Source organism: Eubacterium uniforme, assembly GCF_900167115.1.
Taxonomy (GTDB): domain Bacteria; phylum Bacillota; class Clostridia; order Lachnospirales; family Lachnospiraceae; genus Eubacterium_S; species Eubacterium_S uniforme.
The window spans coordinates 175,269-193,389 of the sequence record NZ_FUXZ01000002.1; the positions used below are offsets into that span (position 1 = coordinate 175,269).

Annotated in this window: 12 protein-coding genes; 11 read left to right on the forward strand and 1 reads right to left on the reverse strand. The window is 31.7% G+C overall.

Annotated features, from left to right (window positions below):
- Window positions 1-65: 65 nt before the first annotated feature.
- Window positions 66-1,451: a UDP-N-acetylmuramoyl-tripeptide--D-alanyl-D-alanine ligase gene (locus tag B5D16_RS00705; protein WP_078765030.1), complete on the forward strand. Its 1,386-nt coding sequence runs from the start codon at window positions 66-68 to the stop codon at window positions 1,449-1,451.
- Window positions 1,452-1,564: 113 nt separating this feature from the next.
- On the opposite strand, the gene B5D16_RS00710 is transcribed toward B5D16_RS00705, so the two are convergent.
- Window positions 1,565-2,704 (reverse strand): ribonuclease H-like domain-containing protein, encoded by a 1,140-nt coding sequence (locus B5D16_RS00710; RefSeq protein WP_078765031.1) that lies wholly within the window; start codon window positions 2,702-2,704, stop codon window positions 1,565-1,567.
- Window positions 2,705-2,945: 241 nt separating this feature from the next.
- On the opposite strand from B5D16_RS00710, the gene rsxC reads away from it, so the two are divergent.
- From rsxC to B5D16_RS00760, 10 genes are all read left to right on the forward strand, one after another.
- The gene (gene rsxC / locus B5D16_RS00715; protein ID WP_078765032.1) at window positions 2,946-4,286 is read left to right on the forward strand and encodes an electron transport complex subunit RsxC; all 1,341 of its coding nucleotides are present in this window, start codon (window positions 2,946-2,948) and stop codon (window positions 4,284-4,286) included.
- A complete protein-coding gene (locus B5D16_RS00720) occupies window positions 4,286-5,212 on the forward strand; it encodes an RnfABCDGE type electron transport complex subunit D (RefSeq protein ID WP_078765033.1) in 927 nt (308 codons plus the stop codon). Before rsxC ends, B5D16_RS00720 begins: the two co-directional genes overlap by 1 nt.
- On the forward strand, window positions 5,212-5,829 hold the full coding sequence (locus B5D16_RS00725; RefSeq protein ID WP_078765034.1) for an RnfABCDGE type electron transport complex subunit G: 618 nt from the start codon (window positions 5,212-5,214) through the stop codon (window positions 5,827-5,829). Before B5D16_RS00720 ends, B5D16_RS00725 begins: the two co-directional genes overlap by 1 nt.
- Window positions 5,822-6,643, forward strand: a complete 822-nt coding sequence (gene rsxE, locus B5D16_RS00730) for an electron transport complex subunit RsxE (protein ID WP_078765035.1) — start codon at window positions 5,822-5,824, stop codon at window positions 6,641-6,643. The genes B5D16_RS00725 and rsxE overlap by 8 nt, the downstream gene beginning before the upstream one ends.
- Window positions 6,643-7,218 (forward strand): electron transport complex protein RnfA, encoded by a 576-nt coding sequence (locus B5D16_RS00735; RefSeq protein ID WP_078765036.1) that lies wholly within the window; start codon window positions 6,643-6,645, stop codon window positions 7,216-7,218. The genes rsxE and B5D16_RS00735 overlap by 1 nt, the downstream gene beginning before the upstream one ends.
- A gap of 12 nt (window positions 7,219-7,230) precedes the next feature.
- Entirely contained in the window at window positions 7,231-8,019 is a 789-nt protein-coding gene (locus tag B5D16_RS00740) for an RnfABCDGE type electron transport complex subunit B (RefSeq protein WP_078765037.1), read from the forward strand.
- Between the two features lie 148 nt (window positions 8,020-8,167).
- Window positions 8,168-8,959: a hypothetical protein gene (locus B5D16_RS00745; protein ID WP_078765038.1), complete on the forward strand. Its 792-nt coding sequence runs from the start codon at window positions 8,168-8,170 to the stop codon at window positions 8,957-8,959.
- 261 nt (window positions 8,960-9,220) lie between these two features.
- Complete coding sequence (locus tag B5D16_RS00750; protein ID WP_078765039.1) at window positions 9,221-11,299, forward strand: glycosyl hydrolase 53 family protein; 2,079 nt, start codon at window positions 9,221-9,223, stop codon at window positions 11,297-11,299.
- 156 nt (window positions 11,300-11,455) lie between these two features.
- Window positions 11,456-13,624 (forward strand): beta-galactosidase, encoded by a 2,169-nt coding sequence (locus B5D16_RS00755; RefSeq protein WP_078765040.1) that lies wholly within the window; start codon window positions 11,456-11,458, stop codon window positions 13,622-13,624.
- 13 nt (window positions 13,625-13,637) lie between these two features.
- Complete coding sequence (locus tag B5D16_RS00760; RefSeq protein ID WP_159444239.1) at window positions 13,638-18,065, forward strand: glycosyl hydrolase 53 family protein; 4,428 nt, start codon at window positions 13,638-13,640, stop codon at window positions 18,063-18,065.
- Window positions 18,066-18,121 lie beyond the last annotated feature (56 nt).

Below are 18,121 nucleotides of genomic sequence, written 5' to 3' on the forward strand. Positions count from 1 at the left end.
AAATAGATGTTTATTAATATATTTAGAAATGTTGTTTATTGATTTGCTTTAAAGATAGGAAGAATATGAAAAATTTAACAGTTGCTAATATAGCAAAAGCTTGTAATGGAAAACTTTATAATTTTGATTTAAGTGAAGATAAGGAAGTATCAGGAGTTGCGATAGACAGTAGAAAAATAAGTGCTGATTATTTATATATTCCATTTGTTGGTGAAAGAGTTGATGGTCATGATTTTATTCCTGATGTGTTTAATAAGGGTGCATTAATTACATTAAGTGAAGTAAATCTTGAAGAGAAATTCCCTTATGATAATTATCCTTATATTCTAGTTGAATCAACAGCACAGGCTATTAAAGACATTGCTGAATATTATAGAAGCAATCTTTCAATTAAGGTTGTTGGTATAACAGGTAGTGTTGGTAAGACAAGTACAAAGGAAATTATTGCATCAGTACTTGAGCAGAAATATAAGGTTTTAAAAACTGATGGTAATTTTAATAATGAAATCGGATTACCACTTACTATATTTAGACTTACAGAAGAAGACGAAATAGCTGTTCTTGAAATGGGTATTAGTGAATTTGAAGAAATGCATAGAATTGCAAAAGTAGCTAAACCTGATGTTTGTGTAATTACTAATATTGGAACTTGTCATCTTGAAAATCTTGGAGATAGAGATGGCGTGTTAAAAGCAAAAACAGAAATATTTGATTACATGAATGAAAAAGGTCTTATAGTATTGAATGGTGATGATGATAAGTTAATTACTATTGAAGATTATAAGGGGATTGTTCCGCTATTATTTGGTAATAACGATGAGTTTAGTGCATATCCAATTGATGTAACAGATTTAGGATTATTAGGAACTAAGGTATTATTTAATATTCTTGGAAGAACAATTGAAGCAACAATTCCTATTCCTGGTAAACATATGGTAGGTAATGCACTTGCGGCTTCATTAATCGGTGATTATTTCGGATTAAATGATGATGAAATTAAGAATGGTATTGAAAGTCTTAAAGCTGTATCAGGAAGAAATAATATTATTAAAACAGATAAATATGTTGTAATTGATGATTGTTATAATGCTAATCCGATGTCTATGAAAGCTTCTTTAGATGTTCTTTCTACTGCCAAAACAAGAAAAGTAGCAATTCTTGGAGATATGTTTGAATTAGGTAAAGATGAAATAGAACTTCATAAAGAAATTGGAAAATATGCAATTTCTAAAAATATAGATGTTATTGTTTGCGTTGGTGATCTTTCGAAAAATATGTGTTTGACTGCAAGATCAGTTAATGAAGATGGTAAATCTGATGTATATTATTTTGAAACACTTGAACAAATAAAGGAAGTATTATTTAATATTCTTGAAGAAGATGATACAGTTTTGGTTAAAGCATCAAATGGTATGCACTTCAAGGAATTAATTGAAATGTTAACTAAATAAATTAAAAAGATTAGAGCTGGAAATATTTCTAGCTCTAATCTTTTTAGTAATTATGTATCTTATCTATATTAAAGTATTTCAATTAATATGATATTATAAACGAACAAAAAGTATTATTTAAAAATATAATTTATAAATGATATTAAAAAGTCTTTCTTATTTAATTCGGATAGACGAATGTAGGAACTATTATTATCGTCTTTAAATATTTTGATTTCTTCGAAAATTGAATCATCATCCGTTGTATATTTCTTTTGTAAAAAAGGTTTGTCTGGTAAAGAAATAAATGTATCAGTTACTTTAGTATAGCAATTATCTTTTGTGGCTTTTATTTTTTTATCTTTATCTATAAATGTCGCCATTGACTTATGAATGGCCATATCTTCGTTAGGAAGATAATAATAGTTTTTATAATCTTTATAGAAGAATTTTAAAGTACATTTTTTAATCTTTCCAAATAATAGTTTATATTCATAATTATCTGTTTTAGTCTTATTATCAGAAAATTGTTCACATGAAATAGGTTTAATATGAAAGTAATAATTACCATTAAAGAATATGGGTAATAAATTTTCCATGTTTAATGTTACAAAAGCACTATCGGAGGTTTCAACAAATTCCAAATTAGTAATTAAATACTTATTATTATACAAATCATCTAGTGAACAAATTGAAGTTAGTGTTGGAAGATTAATAATATCTTCAAAATTATGAAGAAGTAGTTGTTCTTCATTTTCAGTTTTTTTATTTAGCAGGTATTCTTTGTATTTGCTGATTAATTCCTTAGCATTTAATTTATCTTTCCTATTAATTCCATAAGCATATTCAAGAGCTTTTTGTTTAAGCGAATCTAATGATAATGCTTTTTTGTACTTACTAAAGGTCTTATATAAATCAATCTGATTAATATTAGCAAATGAAAAATCAATTCCATAAATTTCACAATGATCATCTATAAATTTACAATCAAAAGTAGTTCCATTAAAATGAATTACATTTTTTAAATTGCTTTTAGTTAAAAAACTAGTAAAGTCTTTAAGCATGTTTTCTTCATCACCAGCATTATCAAGAAACCATTGTTTTAAATGCCATTCTTTATTGAAATATAAAATTCCAATTAAATAAATAAGACTATTTTTGGGAGAAAGTCCGGTAGTTTCTATATCCAAAAAGAAGGTTTCATTATAATTAAAACCATTGTAAATAGTAGTATTAATATTAATAGATTCTATGATTTGGTCATAAATAAGCATAACTCCTCCCAAAATAATAAAATAGTATAAACACTCGTAAAATATATATAATTAACAAAGTAATTATATCAAAGGAATATTAAAATATAAAGAAAGTTATTGATTTGATATATCAAGAAGTGATAAATAAAACGTATAGTTCAAAATGGTTATTTATTAAATAACGATTGCTAAATATTAGACAATGTATTAAAATAGTAATGTTGTTTAATTTTGGAAAAAATATTGAGAGGTAATGTAAATGTCTATTTTAACATTCAAAGGCGGTATACACCCTTTCGAAGGAAAAGAGTTATCTAAGGATTTACCTATTAAACCTTTTTCTCCTAAAGGCGAGCTTGTATTTCCACTTTCACAACACATTGGTGCTCCAGCAACTCCAATAGTAGAGGTTGGAGAAAGAGTTCTTAAAGGACAGAAAATAGCAGAAGCATCAAGTTTTGTTTCAGCAAATATTCATGCATCAGTATCGGGTACAGTTACAAAGATTGAACCTAGATTAACATTACAGGGAACTAAGGTGATGTCGATTGTAATTGAAAGTGATGAGAAAAATGAAGAATTTGTTCCTGAAATTCCAGAAGGCGGAAGTCTTTTAGAGAATTTCACAAAGAAAAACATTATTGAAATGATTAAAGAATGCGGTATCGTTGGTATGGGTGGAGCAGGTTTCCCTACTCATGTTAAATTATCACCTAAAGATCCAGATGCAATTGAGTATGTAATCGTCAATGGTGCAGAGTGTGAACCATATCTTACTTCTGACTATAGAAGACTTATGGAAACACCACAGAAGATTGTTGAAGGTTTAAAAATCATGCTTTTATTATTTGATAATGCAAAAGGTATTATTGCAATAGAAGATAATAAGAAAGATGCAATTGCAAAGATAAGTGAACTTATCAAGGATGAACCAAATATCTGCGTTAAGAAATTATTTACTAAGTATCCACAGGGTGGTGAGCGTGCACTTATTTACGCTACAACTGGTAGATCAATTAATTCTACAATGTTACCTTCAGATGTTGGATGTATTGTAAATAACATAGATACAGTTACAGCTGTATATGAAGCGGTAGCTAATCAAAAACCTCTTACAAGTAGAATTGTAACAGTTACAGGTGATGCTATTAAAACACCTCAGAACTTTGAAGTTCCACTTGGAAGCAATCAGGGTGATTTGATTGAAGCTGCAGGTGGTCTTACAAAGGAATGTGAAAAAATCATATCTGGTGGTCCTATGATGGGAACTGCTATGTTTGATTTAAATGTACCTATTGTTAAAACATCTTCAGCAATTCTTTGTAATAGTGTTGATAAAGTTAAAGAAGCAGAGAAATTACAAACAGCTTGTATTAACTGTGGTAGATGTGTTCAGGTTTGTCCTGGTAGAGTTGTTCCATCAAGACTTGCTGAATTTGCTAATCATGGTAATAAGGAAGCATTTGAAAAATATCATGGTATGGAATGCTGTGAATGTGGATGCTGTTCTTATGTATGTCCTGCTAAAAGAAATCTAACTCAAGCTATTAAGTCAATGAGAAAAGACATATTGGCTGATAGAAGAAAAGGAGGTAAGTAATGGAAAACTATAATGTTTCATCAAATCCTCATGATAGAGATAGAATTACAACAACAGAGATTATGCTTACTGTAATTATTGCCCTTTTACCAGCAACATTTTTCGGTGTTTATAATTTTGGATATAGAGCAGCAATTATAATAGTTGTTACAGTAGCTAGTTGTGTATTAACAGAATTTTTATATGAAAAAGGCATGAAGAAGAAAATTACAATTGGAGATTGTAGTGCATTCCTTACAGGTTTGCTTCTTGCCTTAAACCTTCCATCAACTATTCCATATTGGATGGCAGCAATGGGTGGTATTTTTGCCATCTTAGTTGTAAAACAGGTATTTGGTGGATTAGGACAGAACTTTATGAATCCAGCACTTGGTGCAAGATGTTTCTTACTTGTTTCATTTGCTAAATATATGACTGATTTTACATATGATGGTGTATCAGGAGCAACTCCTCTTGCAATTATTAAAAAAGGTGGAGATTTTGATCTTTATAAGATGTTCCTTGGAAGCACTGCAGGTACTATTGGTGAAACAAGTGCATTATGTCTTTTGATTGGCGGATTATATCTTGCAGCTAGAAAGTTAATTGATATTAGAATTCCTTTATTCTATATCGGATCATTTGCTGTATTTATTTTGATATTTAATGGTAATGGATTTGATTACATGTATTTAGCTAAACAGATCTGTGGTGGTGGTCTTATGCTTGGTGCTTTCTTTATGGCAACAGACTATGTTACATCACCAATTACAAAGAATGGTAGAATTGTGTTTGGTATAATTTTAGGTTTCCTTACAGCAATCTTACGTAAGTATGGTGCTGGTGCAGAAGGTGTATCTTATGCAATTATTATTTCAAACATTTTAGTACCTCTTATTGAAAAGGTTACACAGCCTACAGCATTCGGATGGGAGGGTAAGAAATAATGAAAGACATGATTAAGAATTCTTTAATATTATTTGTTATTACTCTTGTAGCCGGATTCTCACTTGGTAGTGTTTATGATATTACTAAGGCTCCTAGAGCAAAACAGGAAAAACTTGCTACAGATAGAGCTTATAAGGAAGTATTTGCTGATGCATCAAAGTTTGATGAAAAGAAAGTAAATACTAAGAAGATGAATAAGTTTATCGCAGATGAAGGTGTTAAAACTTCACAGGCAGAAATTGAAACTGTTGTAGAAGCTAAGGACAATAGTGGTAAATTATTAGGATATGTATTCACAGTTGTATCTAAAGAAGGTTACGGCGGTGATATTAAATTTACAATGGGTGTTGATAATGATGGAAAGCTTGGCGGAATTTCAATTCTTTCTATTAATGAAACAGCCGGACTTGGTATGCAGGCTAATACAGATGGCTTTAAAAAGCAGTTTAAGGGTAAGCAGGTTGAAAGCATTACTTACTCAAAAACTGGTGCTACTAAGGATAATGAAATAGATGCTATTAGCGGTGCTACAATTACAACAAGCACAATGACTAATGGTGTTAATGCAGGACTTTACTGCTTTAAATATTTAGCAGGAGGTAAGGCAAATGAGTAAATGTTTAGAAAGACTTTACAATGGTATAGTTAAGGAAAATCCAACATTTGTATTAATGCTTGGTATGTGTCCAACACTTGCTGTAACAACATCACTTATTAACGGTGTTGGTATGGGACTTAGTACAACTGCTGTACTTGTAATGTCAAATATTATAATATCAATGCTTAGAAAGATTATTCCTAACGGAGTAAGAGTTCCAGCATTTATCGTTATTGTAGCAAGTCTTGTTACAATCTTACAGTTTATGTTAGAAGCATATCTACCATCACTTAATGATGCGTTAGGTATTTATATTTCGCTTATTGTAGTTAACTGTATTATTTTAGGTAGAGCTGAAAGTTATGCATCTAAAAATCCAGTTATCCCATCAGCATTTGATGGTCTTGGTATGGGACTTGGATTTACAGTTGGTTTATCATTCCTTGGGACATTTAGAGAAATCCTTGGTAGTGGTGCAGTTGCAGGTTACCAGCTCCTTGGTAAAGATACAGTGGTTAAAGGTGTAGTTGGAAAAGTATTTTCACATTATGAACCAATTACAATTTTTGTAATGGCACCTGGAGCATTCTTCGTACTTGCTTGTCTTGTTGCTATTCAGAACAAGATCAAGATTGAAAGTGGTAAGAAGGTTGCTGAATGTGATGGTAACTGTATGGCTTGTGCAGCTTCATGTGATAGCAAGGTAGAAGCAAAGGTTGAAAAGAAAGAAACAGTTAAGGCTGAAGTAAAAGAAGAAGTTAAAGCTGAAACTCCAGCAAATGCTGACGAAGCTAAATCTGAATCTGATGAAACAAAGAAGGAGGATAAGTAATGGGTAGTATTATTTTAATTGCTCTTGGAGCAGCTCTTGTAAATAATGTTATTTTAAGCCAGTTCCTTGGTATTTGTCCTTTCCTTGGTGTTTCAAAGAAAGTTGATACAGCACTTGGTATGGGTGCTGCCGTAATATTCGTTATTACATTATCATCATTCATTACATCAGCTATTTATATTTTTATATTAGCTAAGTTTGGACTTGAATACTTAGAAACAATCGTATTTATTTTAGTTATTGCAGCTTTAGTTCAGTTTGTAGAAATGGTACTTAAGAAGATGATGCCGGCTCTTTATCAGGCACTTGGTGTATATCTTCCACTTATTACAACAAACTGTGCTGTATTAGGTGTTGCAATTAAAAACGTACAGAATGGATATAACTTAATTGAAAGTACAGTTAATGGATTTGGTGCTGCAGCTGGTTTTACAATTGCAATTGTAATTATGGCTGGTATTCGTGAAAAAATCGAATACAATGATATCGCACCTTCATTTAAGGGGATGCCAATCGTACTTGTTAGCGCAGGTCTTATGGCAATAGCATTTACTGGATTTTCAGGTTTATTATAGGAGGACTTTGGTATGGATATGAGTGCAGTATTTTTAGCTACAGCTCTTATTGCTGGATTAGGTCTTCTTATAGGTATTTTACTTGGACTTGCAGCAATAAAGTTTGAAGTTAAAGTTGATGAAAAAGAAATTGCAATTAGGGAAGAACTTCCTGGAAACAACTGTGGTGGTTGTGGTTATGCTGGTTGTGATGCACTTGCAGCTGCCATTGCTAATGGCGAAGCTAAAGCAAATGCTTGTCCAGTAGGTGGTGCACCTGTTGCGGAGAAAATTTCAGCTATCACAGGTGAAGCAGCTGAGGCTGTTAGAAATGTTGCATTTGTTAAATGTAGCGGAAATTGTGATGTTGCTAAAAAGAAATATAAATATACAGGAAACATGGATTGTAGACAGGCAAATTATGTTACAGGCGGTGGAGATAAAGCTTGTAATTATGGATGCCTTGGCTATGGTTCTTGTGTGAAGGTTTGTGAATTCGACGCAATTCATATTGTTAATGGAGTTGCAGTAGTTAATAAGGAAAACTGTGTAGCATGTGGCAAATGTGTAGATGTTTGTCCAAAGAGTCTTGTTGAATTAGTACCATATGAAGCAGTTGCTAAGGTTTCATGTAGTTCTAAGGATAAAGGTAAAGATGTTAAGGCAGTTTGTCAGGTTGGATGTATTGGTTGTGGTTTATGTGCTAGAAATTGTCCAGTTGGAGCAATTACAGTAGAAGATAATGTGGCACATATTGATCAGGAAGTATGTACTGGCTGTGGCCTTTGTAAGACTAAATGTCCTGTGAAGATTATCAAATAAATGAATAAATAAATAACACACTTACGGATTGTTTCATATTTAAACCAAGTGTGTACAACTTGACAATTGTTATGTACAAGTGTTAAAATTAACATAACTCTTACTAGGAATATGTAAGAAATAGGATATATATGTAAGGAGAGACGATATGAGAGCAAAGAAGATTTTTGCAGTAGCAACAACTGTTGCACTTGCTTTAACAATGAATTTATCAGCATTTGCTAACGAAGGTAGTAAGTGGTCTTACGCAGGACCTAAGACAGAAGATGAAAAATTCTTCAACGAACTTAAGTGGTTTGAAAATGATGCAAACAATTATGTATATAATGTTTGGTCAAAAGAAGGCACAAGTGAAAAGATGGGAATTTCTCAGAAAGTTAAAATCACTGAAGCTGGAAAATATACATTAACAATGAATATCATGGGTGGTTCTGGTGACGGTATCACAGTTGTTCCATTCATTGGTAAGAACAAAGGTGCTGGTACAGCAACAACAGGTTGGAATGACAATCCATCAACTTGGTCAAGCATCAAATTTACAGCTGACCTTAAGGAAGGTGTTTATGATGTTGGATGTACTTGCGATATGAGTAATCCAAATGCTTGGGGATACATTGATAATGTTTCACTTGTTGGTCCAAGTGGTGATGAAGTATTAAACAAAGGTGATTTTGAAATCGCACAGGATGAATGGGATACATATGTAGGTGATGATGCAAGCTTCGAAGAAGATGCAGAACCTGAAACAGAAGAAGAAGTTGAAGAAACAGAAGATACAGGTTCAGATCCAGTTGATGAACCAAGTGATCCTGTAACTTCAGAAGATGGTAATGGTGGAAATGTTGCTCAGACTGGTGACATGGGACCAGCTGCTATGGGTGGTATGATCATCCTCGCTGCAGGTGTTATTATCTTCACAAGAAAAAGAAGCGAAGCTTAATAAATTCATATAAAAAAGAGGACACGAAAGTGTTCTCTTTTTTTGTGTGTTTTTAAATAAAATAGTTAATAATCGTTAATATAAATATTGTACAAGTTAAGTACCAATTCATAAAAACTTGTACAAAAAAAGAATGTATAAACGTCAAGAAATTGAAAATCAAAATCTTATATGGTAGTATTCAAATTAGAAAAGAGAAATATGATTTTTCATTATGTTTTAAAAAAAGAGAAAATAATTTGAAAAGGAAAGAGAGTAATTATGAAAAAGAGAAGTTTACAAAAAGTAATTTCTACAATTTTATGTACTGCCATGGTTGCATCATTAACTTCATGTAGCATTGGTAAGGGTGGCAAATCAGAAAAGCCTAAAGAAACAGGTATATTTGCTGATATTGTTAATCCAGAACTTAGTGATAAGCACAAGGGAGACGCTGTTGAATCTTCTGTATTAGTTAATAAGGTTGAAGGTTTATCAGAAGGCTTTATCAAAGGTATGGATATTTCATCTCTTATTGCTGAAGAACAGAGTGGTGTAAAATATCATGATAAGGATGGTAATGAAGCTGATCTTTTAAAAATATTAAAAGATAGTGGTTATAATTATGTACGTGTTAGAGTTTGGAACGATCCTTATGATGCAAATGGTAACGGATATGGTGGCGGAAACAACGACATTGATAAATGTGTGGAAATTGGTAAAAGAGCAACTGAAAATGGAATTAAGACTTTAGTTGATTTTCATTACTCTGACTTTTGGGCTGATCCAAACAAACAGAGTGCTCCAAAAGCTTGGGCAAATATGGGAATTGAAGAAAAAGAAAAAGCTATTTATGAATATACAAAGGAAAGTCTTAATAAATTAAAGACTGCCGGTGTTGATGTTGGCATGGTTCAGCTTGGTAATGAAACAAATGCTTGGTTATGCGGAGAAATCAACTGGATTAATATTACAACTTTAATGAATAGCGCTGCTAAGGCTATTAGAGAAGTTGATAAGAATATTATTATTGCAGTTCATTTCGCAGATCCATCAAGTCAGGAAAGATATAAGAATTATCTTCAGATTTTACAGAATTTCGAAGTTGATTATGATGTATTTGGTACAAGCTATTATCCATACTGGCATGGAAGTCTTGAAAACTTAACTGAAATATTAAAATTTGCAGCTGAAACATATAATAAAAAAGTTATGGTTATGGAAACATCTTGGGCATATACACCTGATGATTTAGATGGCCATGGAAATACAATTGGCGCAGGTGCTAATGTTGTTAAGAATTATTCATATACATTACAGGGACAGGTTGAAGTTATAAATGATGTTGTTCAGGCTGTTGTAAATGTAGGTGATGCAGGTATTGGCGTATGCTACTGGGAAGGTGGATGGATTCCAGTTCCAGAAGGAGATGCTCCTAGAAGTGAAAAATGGGAAAAATATGGTAGCGGATGGGCTAGTAGCTATTCTGCAGAATATGACCCTGATGATGCCGGAAAGTGGTACGGCGGATGTGCATGGGATAATCAGGCCATGTTTGATGAAAATGGAAATATTTTAGAGTCATTATATACATTTGATTATTGTTACACAGGTACAAAGTGTGATGTAGCTATTGATGAAGTAGCAAATACAGAGTGTACAATTAGAATTGGTGATGAAATAAAATTACCTGAAACTGTAACAGCAATTTATAATGACAGACATACAGAAGAGATATCAGTTAAATGGGAAGAAATTTCTGAATCTGCGAAGTATTCAATGCAGGAATCAGGAGCACAGAAATATGTTATTAAAGGTGTTGCATCTGTTTCAGGTACTGATTATGATGTAACATGCGACGTTAACATGATTGAACCTAACTATGTTGAAAATCAGAGCTTTGAAGATGATTCTGAAGAAGGCATGAAAGTTTGGACAATTGAAGATAGAGCTAAAGATGATGCTGAGCATGAATTGTTTAACATGGATAAGATTACAGATGCTTATACAGGAACACATGCACTTCATTGGTATTCAAAGACAAAATGTGATTTTACAGTTACTCAGAAGATAACAGGTCTTAAACCTGGTAAATATAAGGCAAGTTGTCAGGTTCAGGGTGGCGATACAACAAATGGTGCTTTTAAGCTTACTGTTGAAAGTAATGGAAAAACATATGAAGAACCAACAGAGGTAACTGAATGGGCAGTATTTAGACAGCCTACAATTGAAAATATTGTTGTTGGTAAAGATGGCACTGCAACAATTAGTTTTACGGTTTATGCTGAAGCTAATGGAACAAAGGGTCCATGGGGAACAGTTGATGACTTCTTGTTTAATCCGGTAGAAAAGAATAAATAATGATTATATTATATTTCATAATATAACCCAATATAAATATAACCCCCAAAAAGGCGCGTTAGTTTAAAACCTATCGCGCCTTTTAAGGAGTAAGAATTTATAATTTATAAATATGGTTTGGTTTAGATAATATATAAGGATAAAAAGAGAAAAAGTATGAAAGAAAAATTTGGATATAATAATATTTGTTTAACAAAAAATGAAAAACCTTATTTCCCGATTATGGGTGAGATGCATTATGCAAGGGTTAGTAATTATAAATGGCGAGAAGAATTACTAAAAATGAAAAATTGCGGAATAGATATTGTATCAACATATGTATTTTGGATTTTTCATGAACAGCTAGAAAATGAATATGACTTCTCGGGCGATTTAAATATAAGAGAGTTTATAAAAATAGCTGATGAAGTTGGTCTTAAAGTATGGTTACGATTAGGTCCATTTGTTCATTCAGAACTTAGAAATGGTGGATTCCCAGACTGGCTTATTAATAAATGTCCATCAATTAGATCAGAAGATGAAACATATATTAGTGAAGTTAAAAAATACTTATCAAGAATATATGAAGAAGTAAAAGGTTTATTTAATAAGGACAATGGACCGATAATTGGTATTCAGGTAGAAAATGAACTTGGTCATGTAGGCGGTGTGGATAAAGAATCTGATGAAAAACATATGAAGCATTTGCTGGAAATAATTAAAAAAATAGGATTTGATGTGCCTTACTATACGGCTACTGGCTGGGGTGGTGCAATTGTAGCAGATTGCATTCCAGTTATGGGTGGATACTGTGATGCTCCATGGGAGAGAAGTAGTGAAAAACTTCCGCCAAATACTAATTATGTAATAACAAAAGAACGTGATGATCATATGATAGGACAAGGTCATGAGATTGGAGGCATGGAGAGTTATAAATATGCAGATTTTCCATATCTTACAGCTGAATTAGGCGGTGGTTTGTGTCCAACATATAGAAGAAGACCTGTTGTTAGTGGTAAGGACATAGCTTCAGTTTCACTTGTGAAATTAGCAAATGGTTGTAATCTTTTAGGATATTACATGTTTCATGGCGGTGTTAATCCAAAAGGAATTAATTATCCTTTAAATGAAACTATTGCCACTGGAAGCTGGTGTGATTTACCTGAATTTGATTATGATTTCAATTCGCCAATTGGTTCATATGGAAATATTACGGATAAATATAATGAATTAAAATTATTATTTATGTTTATAAAGGATTTTGGTGAAAAACTTTGCTTAATGGAATCTGATATTAATACAATAATAGATGAAAATGGTAAAGAATACGAAGATGTAAACGTCAAACCAGATAATCTTGAAGGCATTAGATATTCTATAAGACATAATTGTGAATCAGGATTTGTATTTGTAAATAATTATGTTAGAGGATATGAACTTAGCAATCATAAGGATGTAAAATTAGAAGATCTAAAACTAGTTAAAAAGATAAAGGATAATTATTTTATTGATGTAAAAATGCTTGAAAGCATAAGTACTTTCCCTTCATTCGATATTAATAATGGAGATTACTTCTTTTATCCAATTAATTTAAAAGTTGGAGATATGCTTATAAAGAATGCAACTGCAACTCCTTTATGCGTTTTAAAAGATGAGAATGGATTTGAAGATTATGCGATTCTTTATGGAGATGATGCCAAATTAAATATAGAATATGGTGAAAAAACACAAAGAATAGTTCTATCTAAGGAAGAAGCTCTTAAGGCAAATAAAATCACTTTGGATAGAGAGTATGTAATAATAGCAAATGGAACAGTTGTTGTTGATGATGGAAAGATATATTTATATTCTGATAATGATGATGAAATAAAAATTTATCCAGAAAACAGTGATTTACAACTAAATGATGTAAAAATAAAGGATAATGAAGCATCGGCTGAAGTAAATATTATTGAACAAAAAGAATTTGTTGATAATGTGCATTTGCTGAATTCAAAAGATGTAAAAACCATTGAATATAAAATTAAAGTAAATTATAATTTTAATATAAGTGTTGAAAACGCATTAGATAACATTTACCTTAATGTTTTATATGATGGTGATGTCATGAAAACATTGATAAATGGTGAAGTTGTTAATGATAATTTCAATAACGGAAAAGCATGTAAAATCGGATTAAAAGGATATGGATATCCAAGGGAAATTGTCTTTAGGATATATGGACTTGATGAGGATAATGACAAATACTTTGATGAAAATATTGAGTATAAAGATGGTTTTGCATGTGAACTTAAGAACATTGAAACAATATGTAACTATAAAAAGTTAATATATGAAAACAAGTAGAAAAGGAGAGTATATGGTTAGAAAAAGATTGAAAAAAACTGTTTTATCAATTGCAATGAGTATGGCCATGGTTACATCACTAATTCCTGGTGATATTGATTATGCTTATGCAGCTGATAACTTTGATGAATCAGGAAGATACATATCTAATCTTCCGGTAGAAAAAGTAGATGGTTTGTCAGAAGATTTTTATATGGGAGCTGATGTTTCAAGTGCTCAGGCTCTTATTGATGCAGGCGTTAGATATGTTAATGTTGATGGTAAGGAAGAAGACTTATATAAATTAATGGCTGATGCAGGTATTAATTATGTTAGACTTCGTCTTTGGAATGATCCATATTTAGCTGGCGAAACAGAAAAAACAGTAGGTAATAGCTATGGTGCAGGTGTGTGTGATATTAACTATGTTAAGAAGATGGCACTTGCAGCTAAAGAAGCTGGTCTTAATGTTTTATTAGATTTTCATTATTCAGACTTTTGGGCTGATCCAGGAAAACAAACAAGACCTAAGGCATGGAAGAACTTATCTAAAGATGAAGTTATAGATGAAATCTATAATTTTACATATGATAGTCTTACAACATTAAAGGATGCTGGAGCTACAAATATTAAAATGATTCAGGTTGGTAATGAAACAACTTCAGGAATTTGTGGTTTTAGTTGGAGTGATGAATATTTTTATAAAGCATTTGCTAGTGGATGTAATGCTCTTAGACAGTACAATATTGATAATGAAACAGATATTAAGTCAGTAATTCATTATACAAATGAGGCTCATTTTAATTATAAGGATGTTGTTCAGGGAATGATTGATCATAATGTGGATTTTGATGTTTTTGGTTCATCATTCTATCCTGAATGGGGCTCGCATGGTGATATTGATGGTATTTGTGCAAATTTAGAAGGTGCAACTAAAGTTGTTAATCCTAAAACAGGTAAAAACATTCAGGTTATGATTGCTGAAGTTGGTTATAGATACACAGGAAACACATCTGATGAAAATGGTGTATATGCAAAGTATGGTCAGTCTGAAGAAGGTATGTCAATATTCTTACGTGACCTAATTGCTAGGGTTAGTGAAATTGGTGGTATTGGTGTATTCTACTGGGAACCAGCTTGGGTTGATGTAGGACTTGGATATAATGAAACTGGTACTGGATGGGCTAGTGATAACGCTAAGGAATATGATGAAGGTGCAAAGAATGGTGGTGGTAAGTGTGCTACAACTGATTTAGCTTTATTTAAGGCAGCTGGCGGACTTAACATTAAAGCCATGGAAGCACTTAATGTATTTAAGTATGTTTATAAAGGAACTACTTCTGCATTAGATATTAAGAATTTTGCTCCTATCATTTTAGAAGTTGACAAAGATTCAGTATTTAATAAGGATTCAATGCCTGAAGAAGTTGAAATAGAATTAAAATCATTGAACATGCTTAAAAAAGATGTTGAATGGAATGAAGATGAAATTGCTTTAGTAGATACAAGCAAGATTTCAGATTATACAATTGAAGGTACAGTGGATGGATTCGGTACTGTTTATGCTACTGTTGAAGTTGTAGATAAATCAATAGTTTGCGTTGATAATGTTAATGTTGGAATTGGATTTGCTGAAGAGATTAAATTACCTTCAAAGGTTAAAGCTGTAGTTAACGGCGGAAAAACAATTAATGCAGATGTATCTTGGAATGCAGATGAACTTGCAAGTATAAATACGTGTGTTGAAGGTGAATATGTTGTAACAGGTAAAGTTGATGGTTATGACGGTGATGTATATGCATATGTTACTATTGCTCCAGGTATAGTTTCAGACGAACTTGTTAAGAATGGAAGTTTTGAAAATCCTAATATTAATAAGAGTAGAAATATTGATAATTGGGTTACTACATCAACTGTTGGTAATAGTGAAACTAAACCAATATACAGTGAGGCTAGAACTTCTGATGCAAAGGATGCAAATCACAAATTATCAATCTGGACTGATGGATTTAATAATTATGATGTAGATTGCTATCAGGAAATTGATATTTCAAACCAGGGCTCAGGTATGTATTTAGTTTCATGTTATGAGTTTGGTAATGTTAATAATGTAAATCTTTATGTTAAAGATGGTGATAACACAAGTGAAATAAAGAATTCAATTAAACTTGATCCATGCTCTTCATATCAGAAATTTGAATTCTATGTAAATATAACAAATTCTTCAAAACTTACTGTTGGTGTAAATGCAACTAATGTATTAAAGAATGAATGGTCAAATATTGATGTTGTTTCAGTAAAATACTGTGGAAAAGGTCAGAACTTAAGCGGTAAAGATTTATTAGAATATAGAGTTGCTTTGGCTGAATATGATATTGCTAATAATAATGTAACTCAGAATAATGATAGTTTAAGCAATGCAATTGTTAATGCAAAGACTGTTTTGAATAATGATGAAGCATCAACAACAGATGTTAACAACGCAATTACTTTACTTGATAATGCTTGTGATGAAAGTGAGTTTAAAGTTGATGTAATTGAAAGCGTTGGTGGAAATGTTGTAGCAGATAAAGCAAATGCTAAACCTGGCAATAAAGTTAAATTAAATATTTCAACAGATAGTAAATATAGTTTAGTTAAAGTTAATGTAATTGATTCAAATAATAAAATTGTAGAAGTTACAAATAATGAATTTATTATGCCTAAGGCTGCTGTTAAAGTTAAAACTGAATTTAATATGAATGAAGAAAACTATTTATCATCAATTTTTAGAGCATACTATGGTGGCGAAGGTAAAATTGCGTTAGCATTTGCTAAGGATATAGATGGAGTAGAAAAAGACTTAACTATTAATGGTAAGAGCGCTTATTATATGAATGATGACTTATCATATGGTGAAAACTGGTATAAGTTAAGAATTAATGGAACTTATGGAAAGTTTGATATTTATGAAGTTGTTAATGGTGAGACAAACTTATTATATTCAGCAAATGATTCTGATTTCCACGACATAGTTTCAAGCAAAACGCCATATTATCATGATGGAAGTCTTTTCGCTAACTCAGATGAAGTTATGAAGGATGTAAGAAAGATTAAATTTACATTCTATGTATATGGATTAGGCAGAGATGAAATAAGTTTAATGTTTGGTACAACAGTTAAAAATGCTGGTGATTCATTTACAATTAAAGGTTGGGATGGTAAGAAATTCTATGTTATGAAAGATGCATCAGATGATCTTGGAGAAGGCTGGTATAAATTAGAATTCTCAACTATGGATGGTGGATTCCAGATTTATGATACTTCTAAAGGTCATACAGAAGATACAGTTTCATGGTTAGTAAATATCGGTTTAGATGGTGGTACAGAACTTTATGATGAAATCGTAAAGGGTAGTGTATATTATGTATTATCAGATGGTAAGTTATATAGTAATCCTGCTGATACAGGTAAATTTGTATATGGTACACTTGATAAGCCTAATGTAACAATTTCATCATCAACTAAGGAAAATACGTATGTAATTAACTGGAACAAGGTTGAAAATGCAACTGAATACGAAGTTCAAGTTGGTGGTAATACTGTTGCAACAGTTAAAGGTGATGTATTAAGTTATGAAGTTGTAGCAAGTTATGCAGGATCTAATAGAATTAATGTTATTGCTAAAGCAAATGGATATAATAATGGAAAAAGCGCAAGTGTAACAGTACATGTACCAGATAGAATTGTTTCAGCTAGTGCAGAAAGACTTTCAGATACAAAAGCTAAATTATCATGGGTATTCACATCAGGTGGTGAAGGTGATGGCTATGAAATCTATGCTAGAAAAGGTAATGAAGCTTACAATAAGATTGATACAAAACCAATAGCTACAACGTCTGTTGATATTAATGTAGATAATGTTAATACGTATAACTTTAAGGTTGTTCCATACTATGATAATGGATTTGGAAGAGTATATGGTTCATCAAAAGAATGTGTATTAAATCCTGGAAGTTTAAACGCTGAAGTAACTACAGGTCCTAAGGAAAATGAAGTTATTACAGATAAGACATATAAGTATAAAGTTACTAAATCAGCTAAATCTGATGGAACATTTGGTGAAGTAAGCATACTTGGTGCTAAAAAGAAAACTGTTAAATCTGTTAAAATTGCTGCAATTGTTAAGATTAATGGTTATAGTTATAAAGTAACTTCAATTGGTAAAAATGCATTTAAGAAATATAAGAAACTTACAAGTGTTGTTATCGGTGAAAATGTTAAGTCTGTTGGAAGCAAGGCATTTTTTAACTGTAAGAAACTTAAGAAGATTACAATTAAATCTAAAGTTATTACAAAGTTTGGTAAATCTTGCTTCAAGGGAATTAAGAAAAAGGCTAAATTTAAGGTACCAAAGGCTAATAAGAAAGCTTATAAAAAGAAAATTAAAAAGACTGGTGCTAAGAAACCGGTAGTGAAATAATAGTTTCTAAAAAGAGTCGCGCAAGCGGCTCTTTTTTTGTAGCTTTTGCACAAAAA